Here is a 21339-nt window from a genome sequence, read left to right on the forward strand (position 1 = left end):
TCAGGGCGCCGAACGGCGCGCCCCCGGCGGATCTCAGTCGCCCGCGTAAAGCCCTTCGTAGATCGGCCCCAGCGTGTCGACCTCGAACAGCGAACTGACAGAGGTGCCGTTCCAGATGTTCAGGATCGCCTGCGCGAACATCGGCGCCATCGGCACGATGCGGATGTTCGAGGCGCCCTTGACCTTGTCGGTCGGCTCGATCGAATCGGTGATCACCAGTGATTTCATGACCGAATTCTGGACCCGCTCGACCGCCGGGCCGGACATGACGCCATGCGAGATATAGGCATGGACCTCGGTCGCGCCATGCTCGGTCAGAACCTGCGCCGCCTTGCACAGCGTGCCGGCCGTGTCGCACATGTCATCGACAATGATGCAGGTCTTGCCGGTCACATCGCCGATCACCGTCATTTCGGCGACCTCGCCGGGCTTTTCGCGCCGCTTGTCGACGATGGCCAGCGGCGCATTGATCCGCTGCGCCAGTTCACGGGCGCGCGCCACGCCGCCGACATCGGGCGAGATCACCATCAGATCGTTCAGACGGTCGCGGAAATGGTGCCGGATATCCAGCGCGAAGACCGGCGCGGCATAGAGGTTGTCCACCGGGATGTCGAAAAAGCCCTGGATCTGCGCCGCGTGCAGGTCCAGCGTCAGGACCCGGTCCACGCCCGCCTCGGTCAGCAGATTGGCCACCAGCTTGGCGCTGATCGGCGTGCGGGCCTTGGCCCGGCGGTCCTGCCTTGCATAGCCGAAATAGGGAATGACCGCCGTGATGCGCGCCGCCGACGAACGCTTCAGCGCATCCGTCATGATCAGCAGTTCCATCAGGTTGTCATTGGCCGGGTTCGAGGTCGGCTGGATGATGAACATGTCCTCGCCGCGGACGTTCTCATAGACCTCGACAAAGATCTCCTGATCGTTGAAACGTTCGACCCGGGCATCGACCGGCGCGACATTCATGCCGCGATGCATGGACATGCGGCGGGCGATGGCGGCCGCCAGGGGTCGGTTGGCGTTTCCCGCGATGAGTTTCGGCTCGGTCATGGCCGGCATTTGCTTCCCTCGTAAGGATTCGTGCGATTGCACACGCCTTAGCACCGGGATAGCCTGCCCGCAAACCCGGAGGGCCACGCATGGCGCATATCGACTATTACTTCGGAACCCCGAGCCCCTGGTCCTATCTGGCCGGCGACCGGCTGGAGCGGATCGCCGCCCGCCACGGCGCCACGATCACCTACAAGCCCGTGGATCTGATGCAGCTTTTCGACCGCACCGGCGGCGTTCGCCCGGCGGATCGCCACCCTTCGCGGCTGGAAATGCGGGCGCAGGAATTGCAGCGATGGTCGCGGCATCTGGGCATGCCGCTCAATCTCAGGCCGGCCTTCTGGCCGGTCAACCCCGCGCCCTCGTCCTATGCCATCATCGCCGCGCAGCAGGCGGGGGGCGGCGATCTGGCGGGGCTGGTGCAGTCCTTCCTGCGCGCGGTCTGGGCGGAAGAGGAAAACATCGCCGACGATCAGGTGATCCGCGCGAAACTGTCGGCCGCCGGCTTCGACCCGGCGCTGGCCGACAAGGGGCTGTTTGTCGGCGCCGAGACCTTTGGCCGCAATCTGGAAGAGGCGGTCGCGGCGGGCGTCTTCGGGGCGCCCTTCTACATCCTGCGCGACAGCGACGCGCGGTTCTGGGGCCAGGACCGGCTGGATTTCCTCGACCGCGAACTGGCCGCGCCGTGAGCGATCTGCACCTCAGGCAATGGCCGGGAGCCGAGGAACGTCCGGCGCTGGCCCTGCATTGCATGATGGGCAATGCCAGCTATTGGGGGCCGATTGCCGGCAAGCTGGCCGACAAGGTGCGGATCAGTGCCCCCGACCTGCCCGGCCACGGCCAGAGCCCGGACTGGCCGGGCGAGCCCGATTACCACAGCTTTACCACCCAGGCAGTGGCGCGGCTGATCGACCGGCCGATGGACCTGATCGGCCATAGCCTGGGCGCCACGGTCGCCCTGCGCATCGCGATCGCCGCACCCGAAGCCGTGCGCAGCCTGACCCTGATCGAGCCGGTCCTGTTCGCCGCCACCCCCGACCCCGCGAATGACGCGGTGATGCAGGAACTGCACGCGCTGGTGGCCGCCGGCCAGAGCGACGAGGCCGCGCGGCGCTTCCTGTCGATCTGGGGCGGCATCCAGTGGGAATCGCAGACCCCGGCGGGGCGCGAGCGGCTGGCGCGGCAGATGCAGCTTGTGGTGGCCGGGAACGAGACGCTGATGCGCGACGCCGCCAATATGCTGCGCGAGGGCGGGCTTGAGGGCATCGACGCCCCCTGCATGATCCTGATCGGGCAGGATTCGCCCGCGGTGATCGGCGACATCGCCGATGCGCTGGCCGCGCGCCTGCCCGATGTCGGCCGGGCACGGCTTCCGGGCGCCGCCCATATGCTGCCGATCACCCATCCCCGGCAGGTCGCCGAACTGATCGGCCTGAACCTGGACCGTGCCTGATCGCGGCACTATTCCGCCGACCAGTCCTCTTCGTAGCGGACCGGGCCAATGGCCATCCAGCGGGCGCGAACACGCGCGACACGGGTATCGCCCCAGGTGCTGAACCGCAGCACGAAACCATCCTCCGCGATCTCGATCGCCTGAATATCGGCGCGCTGATTGGCGTTGCAATCGATATCCCACATGCTGAGCGCGACCTGCACGCAGGGCGGCTCAAGGAAGGGATGCGGGAACCGGACATGACGGCTTTCGCTGCGCGTCCCTGTGCCGGACCACATCGGGCCGTCACTCTCGAATGCGGAAAATATCTCGGTCTCTCCGGTCGAGACACCGACAGCGGCATGGCCAAAACGCTTCAAGTCACTCACCTCCATGAGACGATAAGATGACAAAGCGATGAAGTAATAAAGCCCCGGAATCTCCGGGGCTTGCTGTTTTTTTCGTCAGTTTTGATTCTAAGCCAGGAAATTCGCCTGTTTCGGGTCCAGCCCGATATGGGTGCCAAGCGCCTCCATATCGGCCAAGAGCTTGACCGCGGCGGCCACGACCTCCTCGGCGGCGCTGTCCTTTTCCCGGGCGATCTGCACCCGGCGCTGTGCCTGCAGCATCATGTCGTTGAAGACATCCTGGGTCATTTCGGCCCGCGCCAGGCCGCGTTCGGCCAGCAGGCTGACGGAATCGCCGTTGATCTCGGCGAAACCGCCGGTCACCGCGAACTCGGTCTCGTTCCCGTCGCCGTCGATCACCGTCACAACCCCGGGGCGCAGGTTCACGATGGCCGGCGCATGGCCGGGCATCGCCGTCAGATCGCCCTCGGAGCCGGGCAGGCGCACCTCGCGGGCCGGAACGGAGATCAGGCTCCCCTCCGGCGAGACGAGGTCGAACTGCATCGTATCGGCCATATCGCCCCCTTACGCCGCGTCAGCGGCGAGGCGCTGCGCCTTGGCTTTCACTTCCTCGATGCCGCCGACCATGTAGAAGGCTGCCTCGGGCAGGTGGTCATATTCGCCGGCCACGACCGCCCTGAACGAGGAAATCGTGTCCTCCAGCGGCACCTGCACGCCGTCCGAGCCGGTGAACACCTTGGCCACGTCGAAGGGCTGCGACAGGAAGCGCTGGATCTTGCGCGCGCGGGCCACGGTCAGCTTGTCCTCTTCCGACAGTTCGTCCATGCCCAGAATGGCGATGATGTCCTGCAGCGACTTGTATTTCTGCAGGATGCCCTGAACATCGCGGGCGACCTGGTAATGTTCCTCGCCGACCACGGCCGGGTCGAGAATGCGGCTGTTGCTGTCCAGCGGGTCCACGGCCGGATAGATGCCCAGTTCCGAAATCGCGCGCGACAGAACGGTCGTGGCGTCCAGGTGGGCGAAGGTCGTCGCCGGTGCCGGGTCGGTCAGGTCGTCGGCCGGAACGTAGACAGCCTGAATCGAGGTGATCGAGCCGTTCTTGGTCGAGGTGATGCGTTCCTGCATCGCGCCCATGTCGGTGGCCAGCGTCGGCTGATAGCCCACGGCCGAGGGGATCCGGCCCAGAAGCGCCGACACCTCGGAGCCCGCCTGGGTAAAGCGGAAGATGTTATCGACAAAGAACAGGACGTCGGTGCCGGTGGCGTCGCGGAACTGCTCGGCCACGGTCAGGCCGGTCAGCGCCACGCGCATCCGCGCGCCGGGCGGCTCGTTCATCTGGCCATAGACCAGCGCCACCTGCGATTCCGACAGGTTGTCGGGCTTGATGACGCCCGATTCCACCATTTCGTGATACAGGTCGTTGCCTTCGCGGGTCCGCTCGCCGACGCCGGCAAAGACCGAATAGCCCGAATGCACCTTGGCGATGTTGTTGATCAGTTCCATGATCAGAACCGTCTTGCCCACGCCGGCGCCGCCGAACAGGCCGATCTTGCCGCCCTTGGAATAGGGTGCCAGCAGGTCGATCACCTTGATGCCGGTCACCAGGATCTCCGAGGCGGTCGCCTGGGCTGCGAATTCGGGCGCCGGCTGGTGGATCGAGCGGGTCTCGCTGGCTTCGACCGGGCCGCGCTCGTCGACCGGCTCGCCGACGACGTTCAGGATCCGCCCCAGCGTGGCATCGCCGACCGGCACGGTGATCGGGCCGCCGGTATCCTTGACCGGCAGGCCGCGGACCAGGCCCTCGGTCGCGTCCATGGCGATGGTGCGGACGGTGTTCTCGCCCAGGTGCTGGGCCACTTCCAGCACCAGCCGCTTGCCGTTGTTCTCGGTTTCGAGCGCGTTCAGAATCGCGGGAAGGTGATTTTCGAACTGCACGTCCACGACGGCGCCGATCACCTGCGTGATTTTACCTTTGGCCTCTGCCATGTGTTTACCCCTACGTGTCAGAGCGCCTCTGCGCCCGAGATGATTTCAATGAGTTCCTTGGTGATCGCGGCCTGACGCGAGCGGTTATACTCGGTCGTGAGGCGGTCGATCATGTCGCCGGCATTGCGCGTCGCGTTGTCCATCGCGGTCATCCGCGCGCCCTGTTCGGAGGCCGCATTTTCCAGCAGCGCCGCGAAAACCTGGGTCGCCACCGAACGCGGCAGCAGTTCCGCCAGGATTTCATGCTCGTCCGGCTCATAGTCGTAAAGCGATGAGGCGCCGGCCTCTGCGTCCTGCTCGATCACCGCCGGGATCACCTGGCGCGCGGTCGGCACCTGGCTGATCACCGATTCGAAGCGGTTGTAGAACAGCGTCGCGACATCGAAATCGCCCGCCTCGAAGCGGTCGAGCATGCCGTCCGCGATCTCGCGCGCGTTATCGTAACCGATGCGCTTGACCTCGCTCAGATCGACGTGATGCACGAACAATTCGCTGAAATCGCGCTTGAGCTGTTCGCGCCCCTTCTTGCCGACGGTCACGATCGCGACCTGCTTGCCCTGGTTCTGCAGGTCAAGCACATGCTGGCGCGCCAGCTTGACGATCGACGAGTTGAAGCCGCCGGCAAGCCCGCGCTCCGAGGTCATCACCACCAGCAGATGCCGGTCGTCGCTGCCGGTGCCTGCCAGCAGTCGCGGCGCCAGGTCCGACCCGGCCGCCGCGGCGGTCACCCCGGCCATGACGGCGCTCATGCGCTCGGCATAGGGGCGCGCGGCCTCGGCCGCCTCCTGCGCGCGGCGCAGCTTGGCGGCGGCGACCATCTGCATCGCCTTGGTGATCTTGCGCGTGTTCCTGACACTGCCGATCCGGTTCTTGAGATCCTTGAGGCTGGGCATCTATCCCTCCTCTCAGGCGTAGGTCTTGGAGTATTCGTCCAGAGCCGCCTTGATCGCTGTCTCCAGATCGCCCGCCACCTTGCGGTCGTTCCGGGTCAGGTCGTCAAGCAGGTCGGCCTTCTGGTTGCGCAGGAACTGGATCAGCCCCTGTTCCCATTTGGTGACCTCGGACACCGGCAGGCTGTCCAGATAGCCCTTGGTGCCGGCATAGATAACGATGACGATCTCGGCATTGGTCAGCGGCGAATATTGCGGCTGCTTCATCAGCTCGGTCAGGCGCGCGCCGCGGTTCAGCAGTTTCTGCGTCGCCGCGTCAAGATCGGAGCCGAACTGCGCGAAGGCCGCCATCTCGCGATACTGCGCCAGTTCCAGCTTGACCGGGCCGGCAACCGATTTCATCGCCTTGGTCTGCGCCGACGAGCCGACGCGGCTGACCGAGAGGCCGGTGTTCACCGCCGGGCGGATACCCTGGAAGAACAGTTCCGTTTCCAGGAAGATCTGGCCGTCGGTGATCGAGATCACGTTGGTCGGAATATAGGCCGACACGTCGCCCGCCTGGGTTTCGATGATCGGCAGCGCGGTCAGCGAGCCGGCGCCGTTTTCCTCGTTCAGCTTGGCCGAACGCTCCAGCAGGCGCGAATGCAGGTAGAAGACGTCGCCCGGATAGGCCTCGCGTCCCGGCGGACGGCGCAGCAGCAGCGACATCTGGCGGTAAGCCACGGCCTGTTTGGACAGGTCGTCATAGATGATCAGCGCATCCATGCCGTTGTCGCGAAAATATTCGCCCATGGCGGTCGCCGAATAGGGCGCCAGATACTGCATCGGCGCCGGGTCCGAGGCGGTCGCGGCGACGACGGTCGTATAGGCCATGGCGCCGGTTTCTTCCAGCTTCTTGACCAGCTGCGCCACGGTCGAGCGTTTCTGACCCACCGCGACATAGATGCAGTGCAGCGTCTTCATGCCGTCGGCCTCGCGGCCGTTATAGTTCGCCTGGTTCAGGATCGTGTCCAGCGCGATGGCGGTCTTGCCGGTCTGGCGGTCGCCGATGATCAGCTCGCGCTGGCCGCGGCCAACGGGAATCATCGCATCCACCGATTTCAGGCCGGTCGCCATCGGCTCATGCACCGATTTGCGCGGCATGATGCCCGGCGCCTTGACGTCGGAAATCGCCATGGTCGCGCCCTCGATCGGGCCCTTGCCGTCGATCGGGTTGCCAAGCGCGTCCACGACGCGGCCCAGCAGCGGCTTGCCGGTCGGCACCTCCACGATGGCGCCGGTCCGCTTGACCGTGTCGCCTTCCTTGATGGCGCGGTCGTCGCCGAAGATCACCACGCCGACATTGTCGGTTTCAAGGTTCAGCACCATGCCCCGAACGCCACCGGGGAATTCGACCATCTCGCCGGCCTGGACCTTGTCCAGACCATAGACGCGCGCGATGCCGTCGCCGACCGACAGCACCTGGCCGACTTCGGCCACTTCGGCGTCCTGACCGAAATTCTTGATCTGATCCTTGAGGATCGCCGAAATCTCGGCAGCCTGGATTCCCATTATCCGACCTCTTTCATAGCGTTCTGTAGGGATGCGAGCTTGGATCTGATCGAGCTGTCGATCATCTGCGAGCCCAGTTTGACGATCATGCCGCCGATAAGAGTTTCATCGACGCGCGCGTTCAGTTTGATCTTCTTGCCCGATTTCCGGGCCAGCGTGTCCGCGAGGCGGGTTTTCTGCTGATCGCTGAGCGCCGCGGCGCTGACGACATCCGCCGTGATCTCTCCGCGCGTATCGGCGATCAGGCCGCGCAGTTTCGCCACGAATTGTGGCAGCGCGAACAGGCGGCGATTGCGCGCCATCAGCCGCAACGTATTGGCCAGCGCGGGCGAAAAGCCCATCTTTTCGGCCAGCGCGCCGATCGCGGCCTCCTGGTCCTGGCGGTCATAGATCGGAGAAACGCTCAGTTCGCGCAGATCCGCGCTGCTGTCATAGGCCGAGGCCAGTTCGTCGACCTGCCCGGACAAAGCGTCGATCGCGCCCGAATCCCGGACCAGATCGAACAGGGCCTGCGCGTAACGCCCGGCGATATCAGCGGAAATCGAAGCGGAATTGGCCACGGTCATCCTTCCGTTTAGCGCATGCTCCGCGACGGGCCGGCGGCGGGCCGGTCGGTTGCAGAGCGCGTGGTCAATGGGTCGGCCAGCCGGAACGGCGGGCTTTCCCGGAATCTGCCGCGTCTCTAGCAGGTGATTTTACCTGCCGCAACCGCATTGCACACGGAAACGCGAGTGTTTGCGCCCCCATGCCCGCCGCCGGGAAACCGCAGGCGCGAACCGTCGCGAATCGGCCACAGCGGCCCGATCCCGGCCGATACCCGGCCCCGGGGTTTCGCCCCGACGGCGCCCGCTGGTGGCCGCTGGTGACCACCATCAGCCCGGATCGCGCAGCGCACCCCCCGCGCGCTGGCCCGAGGCGATCGGCTTGGCGATTCCGCCCAGCACGTCCAGCGGGCTGGGGACGCGCATCTTGCTGTCGCGCCCGACCGGGGCCTGCACCTGCTTGCTGAACTCGGTCAGGACCACGCCCGCGACCAGCACCTGGCTGATGCGGCTGCCGGTGCGTTCCCACATCTGCGCGCTTTTCAGCCAGAAGCGCCGGTCCGAGGGCGGAATATACAGAGCCGCGCCGGTCCGCTCGGCCACGAACCCCGCCGCGCGCGCCTGCGCCTCGAGCTGGCCGGCGGTGAAGCTGCGGCCAAAGCCGAAGGGCGTCGTCTCGGACCGCGCCCACAGCCCCGCGCGGTTGGGCACCATGACCAGCATCCGCCCCCCCGGCCCCAGCACCCGCAGCGCCTCGTCCAGCAGGGCGACGGGATGGTCGGCGGTCTCGAGTGCGTGCAGCAGGACCAGCCGGTCGACGCTGCCGGTATCCAGCGGCCAGGCGGTTTCCTCGCACAGGGCCGCGCAATTGGGCAGGCCCGCAGGCCAGGCCATCGCCCCCTGCGGCCCCGGCATCAGCGCGGTCACGCGGCGCGCATGCGACAGATAGGGGCGCAGCAGCGGCGCGGCGAAACCGTAACCGGCCACCGTCATCGCCTGCGCCTGATCGGGCGGCCAGAGCGTGGTCAGCCGGTCGCGCAGGATGCGCTGCACCACGCGCCCAAGGGCGCGGGTATAATAGAACTTGCGCAGTTCATAGACATCGTGATGCATTGCGCCTCCGCCGCTACCGGGCCAGACTGGGGGAAAGAACGGGGTTTGCCAATGCCGCTGGAACTTGTTCCGATCCGCTGCCTGACCGACAACTATGCCTGGCTGGTCCATGGCAATGGCCAGACCGCGCTGATCGACGCGCCCGAAGCCGCGCCGATTCTAGCCGAGCTTGCGGCGCGCGGCTGGTCGCTGGATATGATCGCGATCACCCATCATCACGCCGATCACATCCAGGCCGTGCCCGAACTGGTCGCCGCCAGCGGCGCGCGCGTGACCGGCAATGCCGATGACGCGGCCCGGTTGCCGGTGCTGGACCACCCGGTGCGGCCCGGCGATACCCTCGCGATCTGCGGCGAGGCGGCCTCGGTGATCGATGTCTCGGGACATACCATCGGCCATATCGCCTTTCACCTGCCGCAATCCGCCATGGTCTTTACCGCCGACAGCCTGATGGCGCTTGGCTGCGGCCGCCTGTTCGAGGGCGACGCGGCGATGATGTGGGCCAGCCTGTCGCGGCTGAACGCCCTGCCCGGCGAAACGCTGGTCTGCTCGGGCCATGACTATTGCCGCGGCAACGGGGCCTTTGCGCTTTCGGTCGATCCCGACAATGCCGCGCTTCGCCAAAGGCTCGACGATACCGCCGCCGGCCGCCGCCCCTGCGCCCCCGCGACCCTGGCCGATGAGCGCGCGACCAATCCGTTTCTGAGGGTTGAGGCGTTGCGCGCATCGCTGGGGCTGGAAGACGCGCCCGATGCCGCGGTCTTTGGCAAGCTGCGCCAGATGAAAGACGGTTTCTGAGGTGATTTGGCAACGCCGCGATGCTCCGGGCCGGCGCCGGCAAAAGCTCCAAGCCGCTGTTTGCGCAGCCGCCCGGATGCTTGAAATTGCGCCGCCCAGACATCACATCTTGCTCAACTGGGGTAATTTCGGCAGCACCCAAGGAAATTACCGCTTGAATTGCGCGGAAATCCACCAAAACTTAACTGTATCGTGACAGTCTGGTCAGGTGGACCGCTAAATATGGCGGCCCATACCGCCAGCCGACTGACAGGAGCTAGACGTGCCGTCCTTTTCGACCTCGCTGGAACAGGCCATCCATGCCGCGCTCGCGCTGGCCAATGAGCATCATCATGAACTCGCGACGCTCGAGCATCTGCTGCTGGCGCTGACCGAGGAACCCGATGCCATCAAGGTGATGCAGGCCTGCAATGTCGATCTGGACGAATTGCGCCGCCTGCTCGTCGAATTCATCGAGGACGATCTTTCCACCCTGATCACCGATGTCGAAGGGTCCGAGGCCGTGCCCACGGCCGCCTTCCAGCGGGTGATCCAGCGGGCCGCGATTCACGTGCAATCCTCGGGCCGGACCGAGGTGACGGGGGCGAATGTGCTCGTCGCGATCTTTGCCGAGCGCGAATCGAACGCGGCCTTCTTCCTGCAGGAACTGGACATGACGCGTTATGACGCGGTGAACTTCATCGCCCATGGCGTCGCCAAGAATCCCTCCTTCTCGGAAAACCGCACCGTGCAGGGCTCGGACCAGCCGGCCGAGCAGGCGCAGGCCGAACAGGAACAGGCCAAGAGCGAATCCGCCCTGTCGAAATATTGCGTGGATCTGAACAACAAGGCGGTCAAGGGCGACGTGGATCCCCTGATCGGCCGCGCCGACGAGGTCGAGCGCTGCATTCAGGTCCTGTGCCGGCGCCGCAAGAACAACCCGCTGCTGGTGGGCGATCCCGGCGTTGGCAAGACCGCCATCGCCGAAGGTCTGGCGCTCAAGATCACCCGCGGCGAGACGCCCGATGTGCTGTCCGGCTCGACCATCTTTTCGCTCGACATGGGGGCGCTGCTGGCCGGCACCCGCTATCGCGGCGATTTCGAGGAACGCCTGAAAGCCGTGGTAAAGGAACTGGAAGAGCATCCCGACGCCATCCTGTTCATCGACGAGATTCACACGGTGATCGGCGCCGGCGCCACCTCCGGCGGCGCCATGGACGCCTCGAACCTGCTCAAGCCGGCGCTTGCCGGTGGCAAGCTGCGCTGCATGGGCTCGACCACCTACAAGGAATTCCGCCAGCATTTCGAAAAGGACCGCGCCCTGTCGCGCCGTTTCCAGAAGATCGACGTCAACGAACCGACCGTGCCCGACACGATCAAGATCCTGATGGGGCTGAAGCCCAGCTTCGAAAAGCATCACGATCTGCGCTATACCAATGACGCGATCAAGACCGCGGTCGAACTGTCGGCCCGCTACATCCACGACCGCAAGCTGCCCGACAAGGCGATCGACGTGATCGACGAGGCCGGTGCGGCGCAGCATCTGGTCGCCGAAAGCAAGCGCCGCAAGACCATCGGCCCGAAAGAGATCGAGGCGGTGGTCGCCAAGATCGCGCGCATCCCGCCCAAGAACGTCTCCAAGGACGACGCCAGCGTGCTCAAGGATCTCGAGGCCACGCTGAAACGGCTCGTCTTCGGCCAGGACGCCGCGATCGAGGCGCTGGCCTCGTCGATCAAGCTGGCGCGCGCAGGCCTGCGCGAACCCGAAAAGCCGATCGGCAACTACCTCTTTGCCGGCCCCACCGGCGTCGGCAAGACCGAGGTCGCCAAGCAGCTGGCCGCCAGCCTCGGCGTCGAACTGCTGCGCTTCGACATGTCCGAATACATGGAGAAACACGCCGTCAGCCGCCTGATCGGCGCCCCGCCCGGCTATGTCGGCTTCGATCAGGGCGGCCTGCTGACCGATGGCATCGACCAGCATCCGCATTGCGTGCTGCTGCTGGACGAGATCGAAAAGGCGCATCCGGATGTCTACAACATCCTGTTGCAGGTCATGGATAACGGCAAGCTGACCGATCACAATGGCCGTCAGGTCGATTTCCGCAACGTCATCCTGATCATGACCTCGAACGCCGGCGCGGCGGATCAGGCCAAGGCGGCCTTCGGTTTCGGCCGCGACCGCCGCGAGGGCGAGGATACGGCCGCCATCGAGCGCACCTTTACACCGGAATTCCGCAACCGCCTTGATGCGGTGATCAGTTTCTCGCCGCTCTCGCGCGAGACGATCGTCCAGGTGGTCGAAAAGTTCGTCCTGCAACTGGAGGCGCAGCTGATCGACCGCGGCGTGCATATCGAACTGACGCCGGAAGCCGCCGAATGGCTGGCCGAGAAAGGCTATGATGATCGAATGGGCGCCCGCCCGCTGGGTCGGGTAATCCAGGAAACCATCAAGAAGCCTCTGGCCGAGGAGCTGCTGTTCGGGCGCCTCACCAAAGGTGGTGTCGTCCGGGTCCGGATCGAGGAAGACAGGCCCATCTTCGACATCACGGGTCCGGACACGCCGAGGATCAGCAACTCCAAACCGCCACTGCTGACTGCGGACTAGGACCCGCGGGCAGTTGCGTGATCCATAGGAGGGTTGCGGCGATTGTGATCACATGGAGGAAATTTCTCGCGGTTTTTCATAGCGTGTTGCCACTCGGCGGAACTGCTTGAGCTTTGAAAAGCAGCATTCTATCAGGCGCCGCTGTGCGTACAGCGCCGTATCAAGAGGATATTTGCGCGCACGCGGCGGGTTGTCGGGGATCACTCCGATGGCGTTCTTGTCGACGATGGTTCTGCGCTGGTTATTGCTGCCATAGGCGTGACCTGTCACGAGATTTTTCTTCCATCTGCAGCTAGAGTCCTTTCCAGCGAGAGGGCAGATGATGATGAAGGCACGACTGACCGAAGAACAGATCATCGGCATCCTGCAAGAGCACGAGGCCGGGGCGAAATGCGCCGATCTGTCCCGTAGGCATGGCATGTCGGAGGGCACGTTCTGCGCTTGGAAGGCAAAGTAGTCCGGGCTGGCGCTATGGGGCCAAGAGACTTCGAGCACTTGATGACGATAATCTCAAGCTGAAGAAGCTGGTGGCCGAACAGATTCTGTAGCTGGCAGAGATGAAGGAACTGCTTGCCAAAAACTGGTGACGCCTGCCGTGAAGGCGAAGCGGTCGCGCATTTGAAGACCCTGTTTGGCCTGCCAGATCGCGGGCGCGGATCGCAGGAGGGTGCGCTACCAGTCCCGACGTCCGCCGGAGACGGCGCTGCGGGGCCGGCTGCGCGATCTTGCCAATGAGAGAAACCATTTCGGCTATCGGCGGCTGGTCATCCTGTTGCGTCGGTAAGCCGAGCCGTCCGGGATCAATCTGATCTACCGCCTGTATCGCGAAAAGGGACTGGTGGTAGGCAAGCGCAAGGCGCGCCACAAGGCACTTGGACGCACCCTTTGATCTTGATCGAGGCGCGCCAACGCCCATTGGTCGCTCGGCTTCGTGCATGATCAGTTCGCTTGCGGGCGGAGGTTCGGGATCCTGAACGTGGTCGACGACGCCACCCACGAATGCTTGGCAGAGACCCCGTTCGCCATCGGCCTCGGACCGGTGGCGGCTCGATGGCTCACCCTCGTTTTCCGGCCGACATGTGGTGCGTGAACTGACATCATTGAGCGAGCGAAGAGGCCGACCGAGCATGATCGTGTCCAAAAAATGGCACCGAACTGACCTCGAATGCCATCCTGCGGTGGTATGCCGAGAGCAGAATCAACTGGCCCTACATTGCGCCCGGCAAACCGATGCAAAACGCGTCGCAGGTTCTCTCGGACCGGTGACGTTCACCTGCTCCCTCTCGAAAGCTTCAATGGTCGGATGCGCGACGAGTTCCTGGAGGATACCTTGTTCCGCAACCTGTCCCCTACTTGCGAGCTGATCACGGCATGGGCGATCGACTACAACACCGAGCGGCCACACTCGGCCCTGGGCAACCACACGCCTGCGGGGGTTCGCCCTGCCCCTGACCATTGCAATCGCCCGGCACGCTGCGCGCGATGAATGCTCCGCAGGCCGGACGATTGCTCAACCTGCGCCGATCAGCGCAAATGATCGAAAGGTTCCGATGCGACCAGATGAAAGACCCGTGGCAGGTCAAGCAGCAAGGCAAAGAGATCCCGTCCTGACCTGAACTCGGTGATGTCGGGCAGAGCCGAGGCCAGTGCGCGGGCAGAGATCGGACCAAGGCCAGGGATGGTCTGTAGCGGTTGTGCCGCGTCATTGGCCCTCGCAGCATGTCGGCAGGAACAGTCGCCGACTGGTCCCGGCCTTCATCGCCACCGCCTTCGCCCAGTCCGACCATGCGGCGACCAGGGCCCGGTGGCGATCAGGTAATTCGCCCCGGGTGGCGCAACCCCTCACAGCCGTTTTTGTCGGCAATATCTGAGGTTTACGGCACGCCCTTTCCGCTTTTCCGCGAGGTTCGTCGGAAAAATATGGTGCCGCAGAAGGGACTCGAACCCCCGACCCCAACATTACGAATGTCGTGCTCTACCAGCTGAGCTACTGCGGCATCCGCGCCGATTTAACAGCGCAGCGCGATCCTATCAAGACATCTTCGTGTCCAAGGGACCACTGGCAACAAGAGACGCAAACCACGTCCCGCACCGCGCCGGATAGCAGCTTCCGGCGCGGTGTGAAAGAGAGATCAGCGGTTTTTCTCGAGGAACCCGGCATCATCGGGCGGCTCGACATCCGGGCGCACCGGCACGACTTCGGATTCGTCGGTAAACCGGGGCTTGCGCCCGTGCTCGGCCGGTTTCTCGGGCGGCGCCGGCTCGGGATCGGTGACGGTCATCGCCGGCTCATGGCGCGCGCTGCCGTTCGGGCCGGCGGCGCGATAGTCCGAATCGCGCGGCACCATGCCCGGCGCGACATCGGGCTCCGGAGCCGGATCGGGTTCAGGCGTCACCGGCGCGGGCTCGGGCGCCTCGGGCTCCGGCCCGACCATGCCGGGCGCTGTCGCGGGTTCGGGGCCGGCCTCGGAGGCCGACGCGATTTCGGCCGCGGGCCTGTCATCCGCCTTTGCGGCCTCGGGCTGCCCGCCGATCAGCAGCGGCAGCATCTCGACGCCATCGCCCGGCCTTGCCCGCCAGGCCGGCGTATCCGGCTCGCGCCAAGTCAGCGTGTCGAAACCGGCGCAGCTGTCGCAGACCGGCGCCCAGTCCGCCATCACGTTATGGCATTTGTCGCAAACCCATTGCGGGCCACGGCTCGCGGCCAGCGCCCTGGCAAGGATGCCGCGCACCACGGCGTCATCCGCGCCCTCGCCCCGCTCGATCGCGGCCAGGATCGAGAGCGAGCGCACCGTCGGATGCTTTTCGGCCAGATCGCCCAGGGCGCGGCGGGCGCCGGGGAAATCCTCGGCCGCCAGCAGCAACTCGGCGCGCAGAAGCCGGGTTTCCTCGTGATCGGGGTTCTTGCGCATCAGATCCTCGAAACGGCGCAGCCGCGCGGCGGGCTTTTCGTCCGGCGCGATCTCGGCATAGGTGGCCGCGATCGAGGGATGCGGCCGCACGCTCCAGGTCTTTTGCAGCACGCGGCTGGCATTGCGCGCATCGCCCTGCGCGATATAGCTGCGCGCGGCCAGAACGGCAGCCGGGATCAGGTCGGGGCTGGCACGGCTGGCCGAGATCGCGGCCTCGCGCGCGCTGATCGAACTGCCGGCCGCCAACACCTCCGAGGCCTCTTTCAGCGCCAGAACCGCATCGCGGCGGATATGGACATCCTGCGGCAGTTGCCCCTGCCTGCGCTTGTCCTTGAGCACCGAACGCGCGCCCTTCCAGTCGCCCTGCCTGGTCTGCAATTCCAGCAGCGTGTCCTGCAATTCGGCGCTTTTGGGTTTCAGCGCATAGGCTTTTTCCGCCAGTTTCAGCGCGGTGGCGGTATCGCCCTCGGCCAGTTTCTGGCGCAACAGGCCGCGGATCCCGACAAAGCGGGTGCGGTCGTCGGACAGCAGGCGGCGATAGACCTCGCCCGCGCGGGTGGTGTCGCCCGCCACCTCGGCCGCCTGCGCGGCCAGCAGGTCGGTGACATGCGGCTTGTCGAGGAATTTCGCGGCCCGCGCCGCCTTGTCCTGCGCCAGCCGCCCCTCGCCCGAGGCCACGGCCAGCATGCCTTCGGACAGCGCCTCATAGCCCTTGCGTTCGCGCGACCGGGCGAAATAGCGGTTGATCGCTGTCTGATCGCCCAGAAGAAAGCGCACGAAGGCGACGATCAGCCCGACGATGCGCACCACCAGCCAGCCCAGCAGCACCACCACGATCACGGCGATCAGCACATGGACCGGACCCAGCACATATTCGGTGCCGTCATAGACCATGGTCAGGCCCTGATTGCTTTCCGAAAGCTGCATCGCGCCCAGGGCAACGGCCAGGACGATTGCGAAAAACAGCAGTATCTTCAATGCCGAAAGCAGCATGTGGCCCCTCCTGTTACATGCTGCCCGCCGCCAGGGCGGACAGTGCGGCATTGGCTTCGATCCAGGTTTGCGCCCTGCCGGTCCAGCCCGACATGGCGTCCTGCCCCGGCTGCGGAAGCGCGGCGATTTCGGCAAGCGCGCCCGGGATGTCGCCGGCCTTCACGGCGGCATCGGCGCGTGACAGCACGGCGTCGGGATCGTTCCCGGCGCGCGGCTCGACCGAGCGGGCGCCGGTCTGGACGCGCAGGAAATTCCCGATCGTGCCAAGCGCGCCCTCGCCATCCGAGGCAACCTTGAGCGAGGCGGCCAGGCCCTCGCGCGCGGCGGCCGGGAATTCGGCGCGCAACTGTTCAAGCGTCGGTACATCGCCGGTCAGCACGGCCGGGGGCTCGACCCCCGCCGCGGCCAGATCGGCCAGCGCCTGATCGCGCGCGCCGCCGGTTTCGATGGCGGCCTGCAGCGCGGCGGCGGCGGTCGCCGCCTGCGCCCGGCGATTGGCGGCCTCGACGCTTTCCTGCAGGGTGGCGGCCTGCGCCTCGGCGGCGGCGATCCGCTGCTGCGCCTGATCGGCGGCGGCGGTGATCTGGACCTGCAATTCCTGCGCCTGCCGGACAAGGCCCTGCACCTCTTCGGCCAAGCCGGCATCCTGCGCCGGGCGCGCGGCCAGTTCATCGATGCGCTGCTGCTGTCGGGCAAGGCCTGCGGTCAGATCCTCGAGCACCGCCTGCAGCTGCGCGTCCCCTTCGCCCGAGACGACGGGGGCCACGACCGGGCGGGCGGCAAGCTCGGCCACGGCGCTTTCCAGCGCGGCCAGCTGGTCCTGCTGCGCCTGCAAGGCGCCGCTGTCGGCCGCAGGGGCGGCGGGCGGGGCAGCGGGTGGCGGGGCGTCGGCCAGCGCCTGCCGCGCCGCCTCGGCCCCCGCTTCGGCCGCGCGCGCGGTCAGCGCGTCAAGCTGCGCCTGGAATTCGGCGCGGGCGGCCTCGGCCCCGGCATCGCGGGCGGCATCCAAGGGCGCTTCATCCGAGGGTTGCGCGGCACTGCCCGCGGGCTGCCATGCCGCAGGCAGTTTCGGGATCGCCCAATAGGCTGCGCCAGCGCCCAGGGCGGCCGCGATGACACCGCCCAGAAAGGTCGGCATGAAGCCCGCCTTGCGCACTTCGACCACACGGGTTTCGGATTTGACCGGCTCGGCACCGGCTCCGGCGGATTGCGGTATCGCCGGTTGCTCGGGCTCGGATTTCGGCGTCTGGGACTGGGCAGGCGCGGCTTTCGTGACCGGCGGCACACGGGCCGATGCCGCCTCGGCGGGTTGGTCGGCCGGCTGCGATTCGCCGGGTGCGGCCTTCCGGCTGGCCGGCCCGGCCCCCTTGCCATCGCCGACAAGGCTCGATTCGACCGGCGGTTTCGGCGCCGTCTGCGCCGTCTGCGGGGGGGTCCCGGCACCTACCGGATGGCTGTCGATCACCGCCCCTGTCGCGGCCTTTTTCCTGCCGTTTTTGCCCGGGGTTGATTCGCTATTGCTGGCGTTTGTCTCTGGCTTCTTCACAACTCTTCCCCGTTTTCCTGTTGGCCGCCGTGGGATCAGGCTGCGGCCGCTCCGCCGCGGGCGCAGTGGATCATGGCGCGATCCGTCGCGGGCAGTCTAGACGGCGGCGCCCGACGCCTCAACCCGCGCTTCATAGAGATTGTTCCGCTGCCAAAAGGGTTTCGACAGCTTCGATCACGCCGCCGGCATCGGGGCGCGGGGCGGTTTCGCGCCGCGCCGCACCCGCCTGCCAGGCGCGATCCGCCGCCGCGCTGATCGAGGCCAGCCATAGCGGCGCGATCGCATCCGAAACCCGTTCCGCCACCAGCCGCGCCGATCGCGGCGAAAAGAGCGGCAGGATCACCGGCGCCCGCCCGGCCAGCAATCGCCGCGCCTGCGCGTTCAGATCCAGCGGCAGCTGATCATAGACCACCATGCCCGGCACTGGCAGCACCCTGGCCACATGCGCGCCATGCGGGTGCAGCCAGCCCGGCCCCAGATCCCGCAACAAGGGCATCATGCGCGCCGCGTCGCCCGGCCCCTCGGTCACGTCGAAACCCGCGGCGCGGGCCGCCTCGGCCGTGGCGGGGCCGACGCAGATGGCGGGACGGCCCTGCCCCGCCCCGGCCAGCGGCACCGCATGGACCGAGGTCAGGACCAGCCCCCGCGCGTCACGCAGCCGCGTCTCGTCATGGGGCCGCGTCTCGATCCGCATCACCGGCGAGATCACCACCGGCAGGCCCAGATGCGCGACGCTTGCGGCAAATCGCCGCGCGGCAGGTTCGGGGCGGGTCACAAGCAGGGAGGGCGGGGCATTCGGCGGCATGGCAATCGGCCTGACAAGGTGCTACTTCCCTTTGCCTAGGGCCTTGGCCGCGCGTGAACAAGGATGAGCATGTCACTGACCTTTCTGGGCATCGAAAGCAGCTGCGACGACACCGCCGCCGCCGTGGTGACGGAAGGGCGCGAGATCCTTGCCTCGGTCGTCGCCGGCCAGACGACGCTGCATGCCGATTTCGGCGGCGTCGTGCCGGAAATCGCCGCCCGCGCCCATGCCGAGAAACTGGATAGCTGCGTCGAGCAGGCGCTGGCGCAGGCCGGACGGTCGCTGGCCGATCTGGACGGGATCGCGGTCACCGCCGGGCCGGGGCTGATCGGCGGCGTGCTGTCGGGGCTGATGCTGGCCAAGGGGCTGGCGGCGGGCAGCGGCCTGCCGCTGGTCGGGGTGAACCACCTTGCCGGCCATGCGCTGACCCCGCGCCTGACCGACGGCACCGACTATCCCTATCTGATGCTGCTGGTCTCGGGCGGGCATTGCCAGTTTCTTTCGGTCGCGGGCCCCGAGGATTTCACCCGCCTCGGCGGCACCATCGACGACGCCCCGGGCGAGGCTTTCGACAAGGTCGCCAAGCTTCTGGGCCTGCCGCAACCCGGCGGCCCCTCGGTCGAGGCAGCCGCGCGGGACGGCGATCCGCGCCGCTTTTCCCTGCCCCGGCCGCTGCTGGACCGCCCGGGCTGCGATCTCAGCTTTTCGGGGCTGAAAACCGCCGTTCTGCGCCTGCGCGACGATCTGGCGGCGGCGCAGGGCGGGCTGCACGAACAGGACCGCGCCGATATCTGCGCCGGATTTCAGGCCGCCGTGGCCGAGGTTCTGGCCGAAAAGACCCGCCGCGCATTGGCGCAATCCCCCGCGCCGGTGCTGGCCGTGGCCGGGGGCGTGGCCGCGAACCAAACCCTGCGCGCGGCGCTGCAACAGGTGGCGCGTGATGCCGGCGCCGGGTTTCTGGCGCCGCCCTTGCGGCTATGCACGGACAATGCGGCGATGATCGCCTGGGCGGGGATCGAGGCCTATCGCGCCGGCCAGCGCGACGGCATGGATCTGGCCGCGCGGCCGCGCTGGCCGCTGGACCGCAAGGCCGCCCCGATGCTGGGCGCGGGCAAAAGGGGGGCCAAGGCATGAGCATCGCGGTGATCGGCGCGGGCGCATTCGGCACGGCGCTGGCGGTCAGCCTGGCGGCCAAGCGGCAGGTGACGCTTTGGGGCCGCGATACCGATTGGGCCGGGCGGCGCGAAAACCCGCGCCTGCCGGGGATCCGCCTGCCGGCCGGGCTGCAAGTCTCGGGGCAACTCGACCGGATCGTGGCCGAAACCCTGCTGCTGGCGCTGCCGGCGCAGGTGCTGGGCGGGTTTCTGGCCGAACATGCCGCGCGGCTGGACGGCCGCCGTCTGGTCAATTGCGCCAAGGGGATCGACCTGGCCAGCCTGACCGGCCCGACCGCGCTGATCGCCCGCGCCTGCCCCGCCGCCACCGTGGCCGTGCTGACCGGCCCCAGCTTTGCCGCCGATATCGCGCGCGGCCTGCCCACCGCACTGACGCTTGCCTGCGCCGATGCGGATGCGGCCGAGGCGCTGCAACGCGATCTCTCGACCGCCTCGCTGCGGCTTTATCGCACGACCGATGTCATCGGCGCGGAACTGGGCGGCGCGCTGAAGAACATCATCGCCATCGCCGCCGGCGCCGCCATCGGCGCGGGTTACGGCGACAGCGCGCGGGCCAGCATCGTCACCCGCGGCTTTGCCGAGATGCAGCGCCTTGCCATCGCGCTTGGCGCGCGGCCCGAAACGCTGGCGGGCCTGTCGGGACTGGGCGATCTGGTGCTGACCTGCACCTCGCAGCAATCGCGCAATTTCCGCTATGGGCTGGCGCTTGGCGCCGGCAAGCCCTTTGCGCAGGGCACCACGGTCGAGGGCGCCGCCACCGCCCGCGCGGTCAGCGCGATTGCCCGGCGGATGGAGCTCGAGATGCCGATCTCGGATCTGGTCGCCGGGCTTGCCGAAGGCCGCGTCGCCATGGAACATGCCCTTGATATTCTGCTGAACCGACCGCTGAAGGAGGAATGATGCCCCTGTTCGCCGTGATCTGCCGCGACCACCCCGGCAAGCTGCAAACCCGTCTGGACACTCGCGACAGGCACCTGGCTTACCTGAAGGACCAGCCCGGCCTGCAAATGGCCGGCCCCCTGATCGAGGCGGGCGAGATGCGCGGCTCGCTGCTGATCGTCGAGGCCGAGGGTTTGACCGAGGTCAAGGAATGGGCCGATGCCGACCCCTACAAGGCAGCCGGACTCTTCGCCTCGACCGAGGTGATCGAATGGAAAAAGGTGATCGGCTGATGGCGTATTGGCTTTTCAAATCCGAGCCGGACGTGTTCAGCTTCGACCACCTGATCGCCAAGGGCGAGACGGGCGAGGAATGGGACGGCGTGCGCAACTATCAGGCCCGCAACAACATGCGGGCGATGCAGCTGGGCGAGCGCGGCTTCTTCTATCACTCGAATATCGGCAAGGAGATCGTCGGCATCTGCGAGGTGGTGGCGCTGGCGCATCCCGATTCCAAGGCCGATGACCCGAAATGGGAATGCGTGGACATCAAGGCCGTCGCCCGCGTCCTGCGCCCCGTCTCGCTGGACGAGGCCAAGGCAGAGCCGCGCCTGAAAGACATGGTGCTGGTCAATAATTCGCGCCTGTCGGTGCAGCCGGTCTCGGATGCGGAATGGGAGATCATTCTGGAACTGGCCGGCGGCACCGCAGCGCTGTAG

At 66.7% G+C, this 21339-nt stretch carries 19 protein-coding genes, 1 tRNA gene and 3 pseudogenes; 9 read left to right on the top strand and 14 right to left on the bottom strand.

Annotation, left to right across the window (positions count from 1 at the left end):
* Positions 1–33: 33 nt before the first annotated feature.
* Positions 34–1053 carry a ribose-phosphate pyrophosphokinase gene (locus IT41_RS01535; RefSeq protein ID WP_036738259.1) on the bottom strand — a complete coding sequence of 340 codons (1020 nt, stop codon included), beginning with the start codon at positions 1051–1053 and terminating at the stop codon, positions 34–36.
* Between the two features lie 80 nt (positions 1054–1133).
* Between IT41_RS01535 and IT41_RS01540 the strand changes: the two genes are divergently transcribed.
* Together IT41_RS01540 and IT41_RS01545 are read left to right on the top strand one after the other, a co-directional pair.
* Positions 1134–1733 (top strand): 2-hydroxychromene-2-carboxylate isomerase, encoded by a 600-nt coding sequence (locus IT41_RS01540; RefSeq protein WP_036738261.1) that lies wholly within the window; start codon positions 1134–1136, stop codon positions 1731–1733.
* Positions 1730–2497: an alpha/beta fold hydrolase gene (locus IT41_RS01545; protein WP_036738263.1), complete on the top strand. Its 768-nt coding sequence runs from the start codon at positions 1730–1732 to the stop codon at positions 2495–2497. The genes IT41_RS01540 and IT41_RS01545 overlap by 4 nt, the downstream gene beginning before the upstream one ends.
* An 8-nt stretch (positions 2498–2505) precedes the next feature.
* Here IT41_RS01545 and IT41_RS01550 read toward each other — a convergent pair whose 3' ends face one another.
* From IT41_RS01550 to IT41_RS01580, 7 genes are all read right to left on the bottom strand, one after another.
* Positions 2506–2856: an H-type lectin domain-containing protein gene (locus tag IT41_RS01550; protein ID WP_036738536.1), complete on the bottom strand. Its 351-nt coding sequence runs from the start codon at positions 2854–2856 to the stop codon at positions 2506–2508.
* 96 nt (positions 2857–2952) lie between these two features.
* Entirely contained in the window at positions 2953–3399 is a 447-nt protein-coding gene (locus tag IT41_RS01555; protein ID WP_036738265.1) for a F0F1 ATP synthase subunit epsilon, read from the bottom strand.
* A 9-nt stretch (positions 3400–3408) separates the two neighbouring features.
* Positions 3409–4833, bottom strand: a complete 1425-nt coding sequence (gene atpD, locus IT41_RS01560) for a F0F1 ATP synthase subunit beta (protein ID WP_036738267.1) — start codon at positions 4831–4833, stop codon at positions 3409–3411.
* Between the two features lie 17 nt (positions 4834–4850).
* Entirely contained in the window at positions 4851–5726 is an 876-nt protein-coding gene (locus IT41_RS01565) for a F0F1 ATP synthase subunit gamma (RefSeq protein WP_036738269.1), read from the bottom strand.
* A 12-nt stretch (positions 5727–5738) separates the two neighbouring features.
* Complete coding sequence (gene atpA, locus IT41_RS01570; protein WP_036738270.1) at positions 5739–7274, bottom strand: F0F1 ATP synthase subunit alpha; 1536 nt, start codon at positions 7272–7274, stop codon at positions 5739–5741.
* Entirely contained in the window at positions 7274–7834 is a 561-nt protein-coding gene (locus IT41_RS01575; RefSeq protein ID WP_175496367.1) for a F0F1 ATP synthase subunit delta, read from the bottom strand. Before IT41_RS01575 ends, atpA begins: the two co-directional genes overlap by 1 nt.
* Before the next feature lie 312 nt (positions 7835–8146).
* Positions 8147–8929, bottom strand: a complete 783-nt coding sequence (locus IT41_RS01580; protein ID WP_036738272.1) for a class I SAM-dependent methyltransferase — start codon at positions 8927–8929, stop codon at positions 8147–8149.
* A gap of 51 nt (positions 8930–8980) precedes the next feature.
* Here IT41_RS01580 and gloB point away from each other — a divergent pair, with 51 nt between their 5' ends.
* Complete coding sequence (gene gloB / locus IT41_RS01585; protein ID WP_036738273.1) at positions 8981–9727, top strand: hydroxyacylglutathione hydrolase; 747 nt, start codon at positions 8981–8983, stop codon at positions 9725–9727.
* Positions 9728–9989: 262 nt separating this feature from the next.
* Positions 9990–12311 (top strand): ATP-dependent Clp protease ATP-binding subunit ClpA, encoded by a 2322-nt coding sequence (clpA, locus tag IT41_RS01590; protein WP_036738275.1) that lies wholly within the window; start codon positions 9990–9992, stop codon positions 12309–12311.
* On the opposite strand, the pseudogene IT41_RS19680 reads toward clpA, so the two are convergent.
* Positions 12274–12569, bottom strand: a pseudogene (locus IT41_RS19680) (transposase); the annotation flags it as partial. The gene clpA and the pseudogene IT41_RS19680 overlap by 38 nt on opposite strands.
* 64 nt (positions 12570–12633) lie before the next feature.
* Between IT41_RS19680 and IT41_RS20540 the strand changes: the two are divergent.
* Positions 12634–13743: pseudogene (locus IT41_RS20540) on the top strand (integrase core domain-containing protein); the annotation flags it as partial.
* A gap of 92 nt (positions 13744–13835) precedes the next feature.
* On the opposite strand, the pseudogene IT41_RS22155 reads toward IT41_RS20540, so the two are convergent.
* The 5 genes and pseudogenes from IT41_RS22155 to IT41_RS01620 all read right to left on the bottom strand — a co-directional run.
* Positions 13836–13994: pseudogene (locus IT41_RS22155) on the bottom strand (transposase); the annotation flags it as partial.
* A 238-nt stretch (positions 13995–14232) separates the two neighbouring features.
* Positions 14233–14308, bottom strand: a tRNA-Thr gene (locus IT41_RS01605).
* Between the two features lie 135 nt (positions 14309–14443).
* Positions 14444–16216: a heme biosynthesis protein HemY gene (locus IT41_RS01610; RefSeq protein ID WP_036738276.1), complete on the bottom strand. Its 1773-nt coding sequence runs from the start codon at positions 16214–16216 to the stop codon at positions 14444–14446.
* A gap of 13 nt (positions 16217–16229) precedes the next feature.
* On the bottom strand, positions 16230–17681 hold the full coding sequence (locus IT41_RS01615; protein ID WP_231564672.1) for a COG4223 family protein: 1452 nt from the start codon (positions 17679–17681) through the stop codon (positions 16230–16232).
* Between the two features lie 211 nt (positions 17682–17892).
* Positions 17893–18567: a uroporphyrinogen-III synthase gene (locus tag IT41_RS01620; RefSeq protein ID WP_036738278.1), complete on the bottom strand. Its 675-nt coding sequence runs from the start codon at positions 18565–18567 to the stop codon at positions 17893–17895.
* Positions 18568–18630: 63 nt separating this feature from the next.
* Here IT41_RS01620 and tsaD point away from each other — a divergent pair, with 63 nt between their 5' ends.
* The 4 genes from tsaD to IT41_RS01640 are packed head-to-tail and all read left to right on the top strand — an operon-like array spanning position 18631 to position 21339.
* On the top strand, positions 18631–19701 hold the full coding sequence (gene tsaD / locus IT41_RS01625) for a tRNA (adenosine(37)-N6)-threonylcarbamoyltransferase complex transferase subunit TsaD (RefSeq protein ID WP_036738279.1): 1071 nt from the start codon (positions 18631–18633) through the stop codon (positions 19699–19701).
* Positions 19698–20642, top strand: a complete 945-nt coding sequence (locus IT41_RS01630) for an NAD(P)H-dependent glycerol-3-phosphate dehydrogenase (protein ID WP_036738280.1) — start codon at positions 19698–19700, stop codon at positions 20640–20642. Before tsaD ends, IT41_RS01630 begins: the two co-directional genes overlap by 4 nt.
* The gene (locus IT41_RS01635; protein ID WP_036738537.1) at positions 20642–20914 is read left to right on the top strand and encodes a YciI family protein; all 273 of its coding nucleotides are present in this window, start codon (positions 20642–20644) and stop codon (positions 20912–20914) included. Before IT41_RS01630 ends, IT41_RS01635 begins: the two co-directional genes overlap by 1 nt.
* Entirely contained in the window at positions 20914–21339 is a 426-nt protein-coding gene (locus tag IT41_RS01640) for an EVE domain-containing protein (RefSeq protein ID WP_036738281.1), read from the top strand. Before IT41_RS01635 ends, IT41_RS01640 begins: the two co-directional genes overlap by 1 nt.

Source organism: Paracoccus halophilus, assembly GCF_000763905.1.
GTDB lineage: Bacteria > Pseudomonadota > Alphaproteobacteria > Rhodobacterales > Rhodobacteraceae > Paracoccus > Paracoccus halophilus.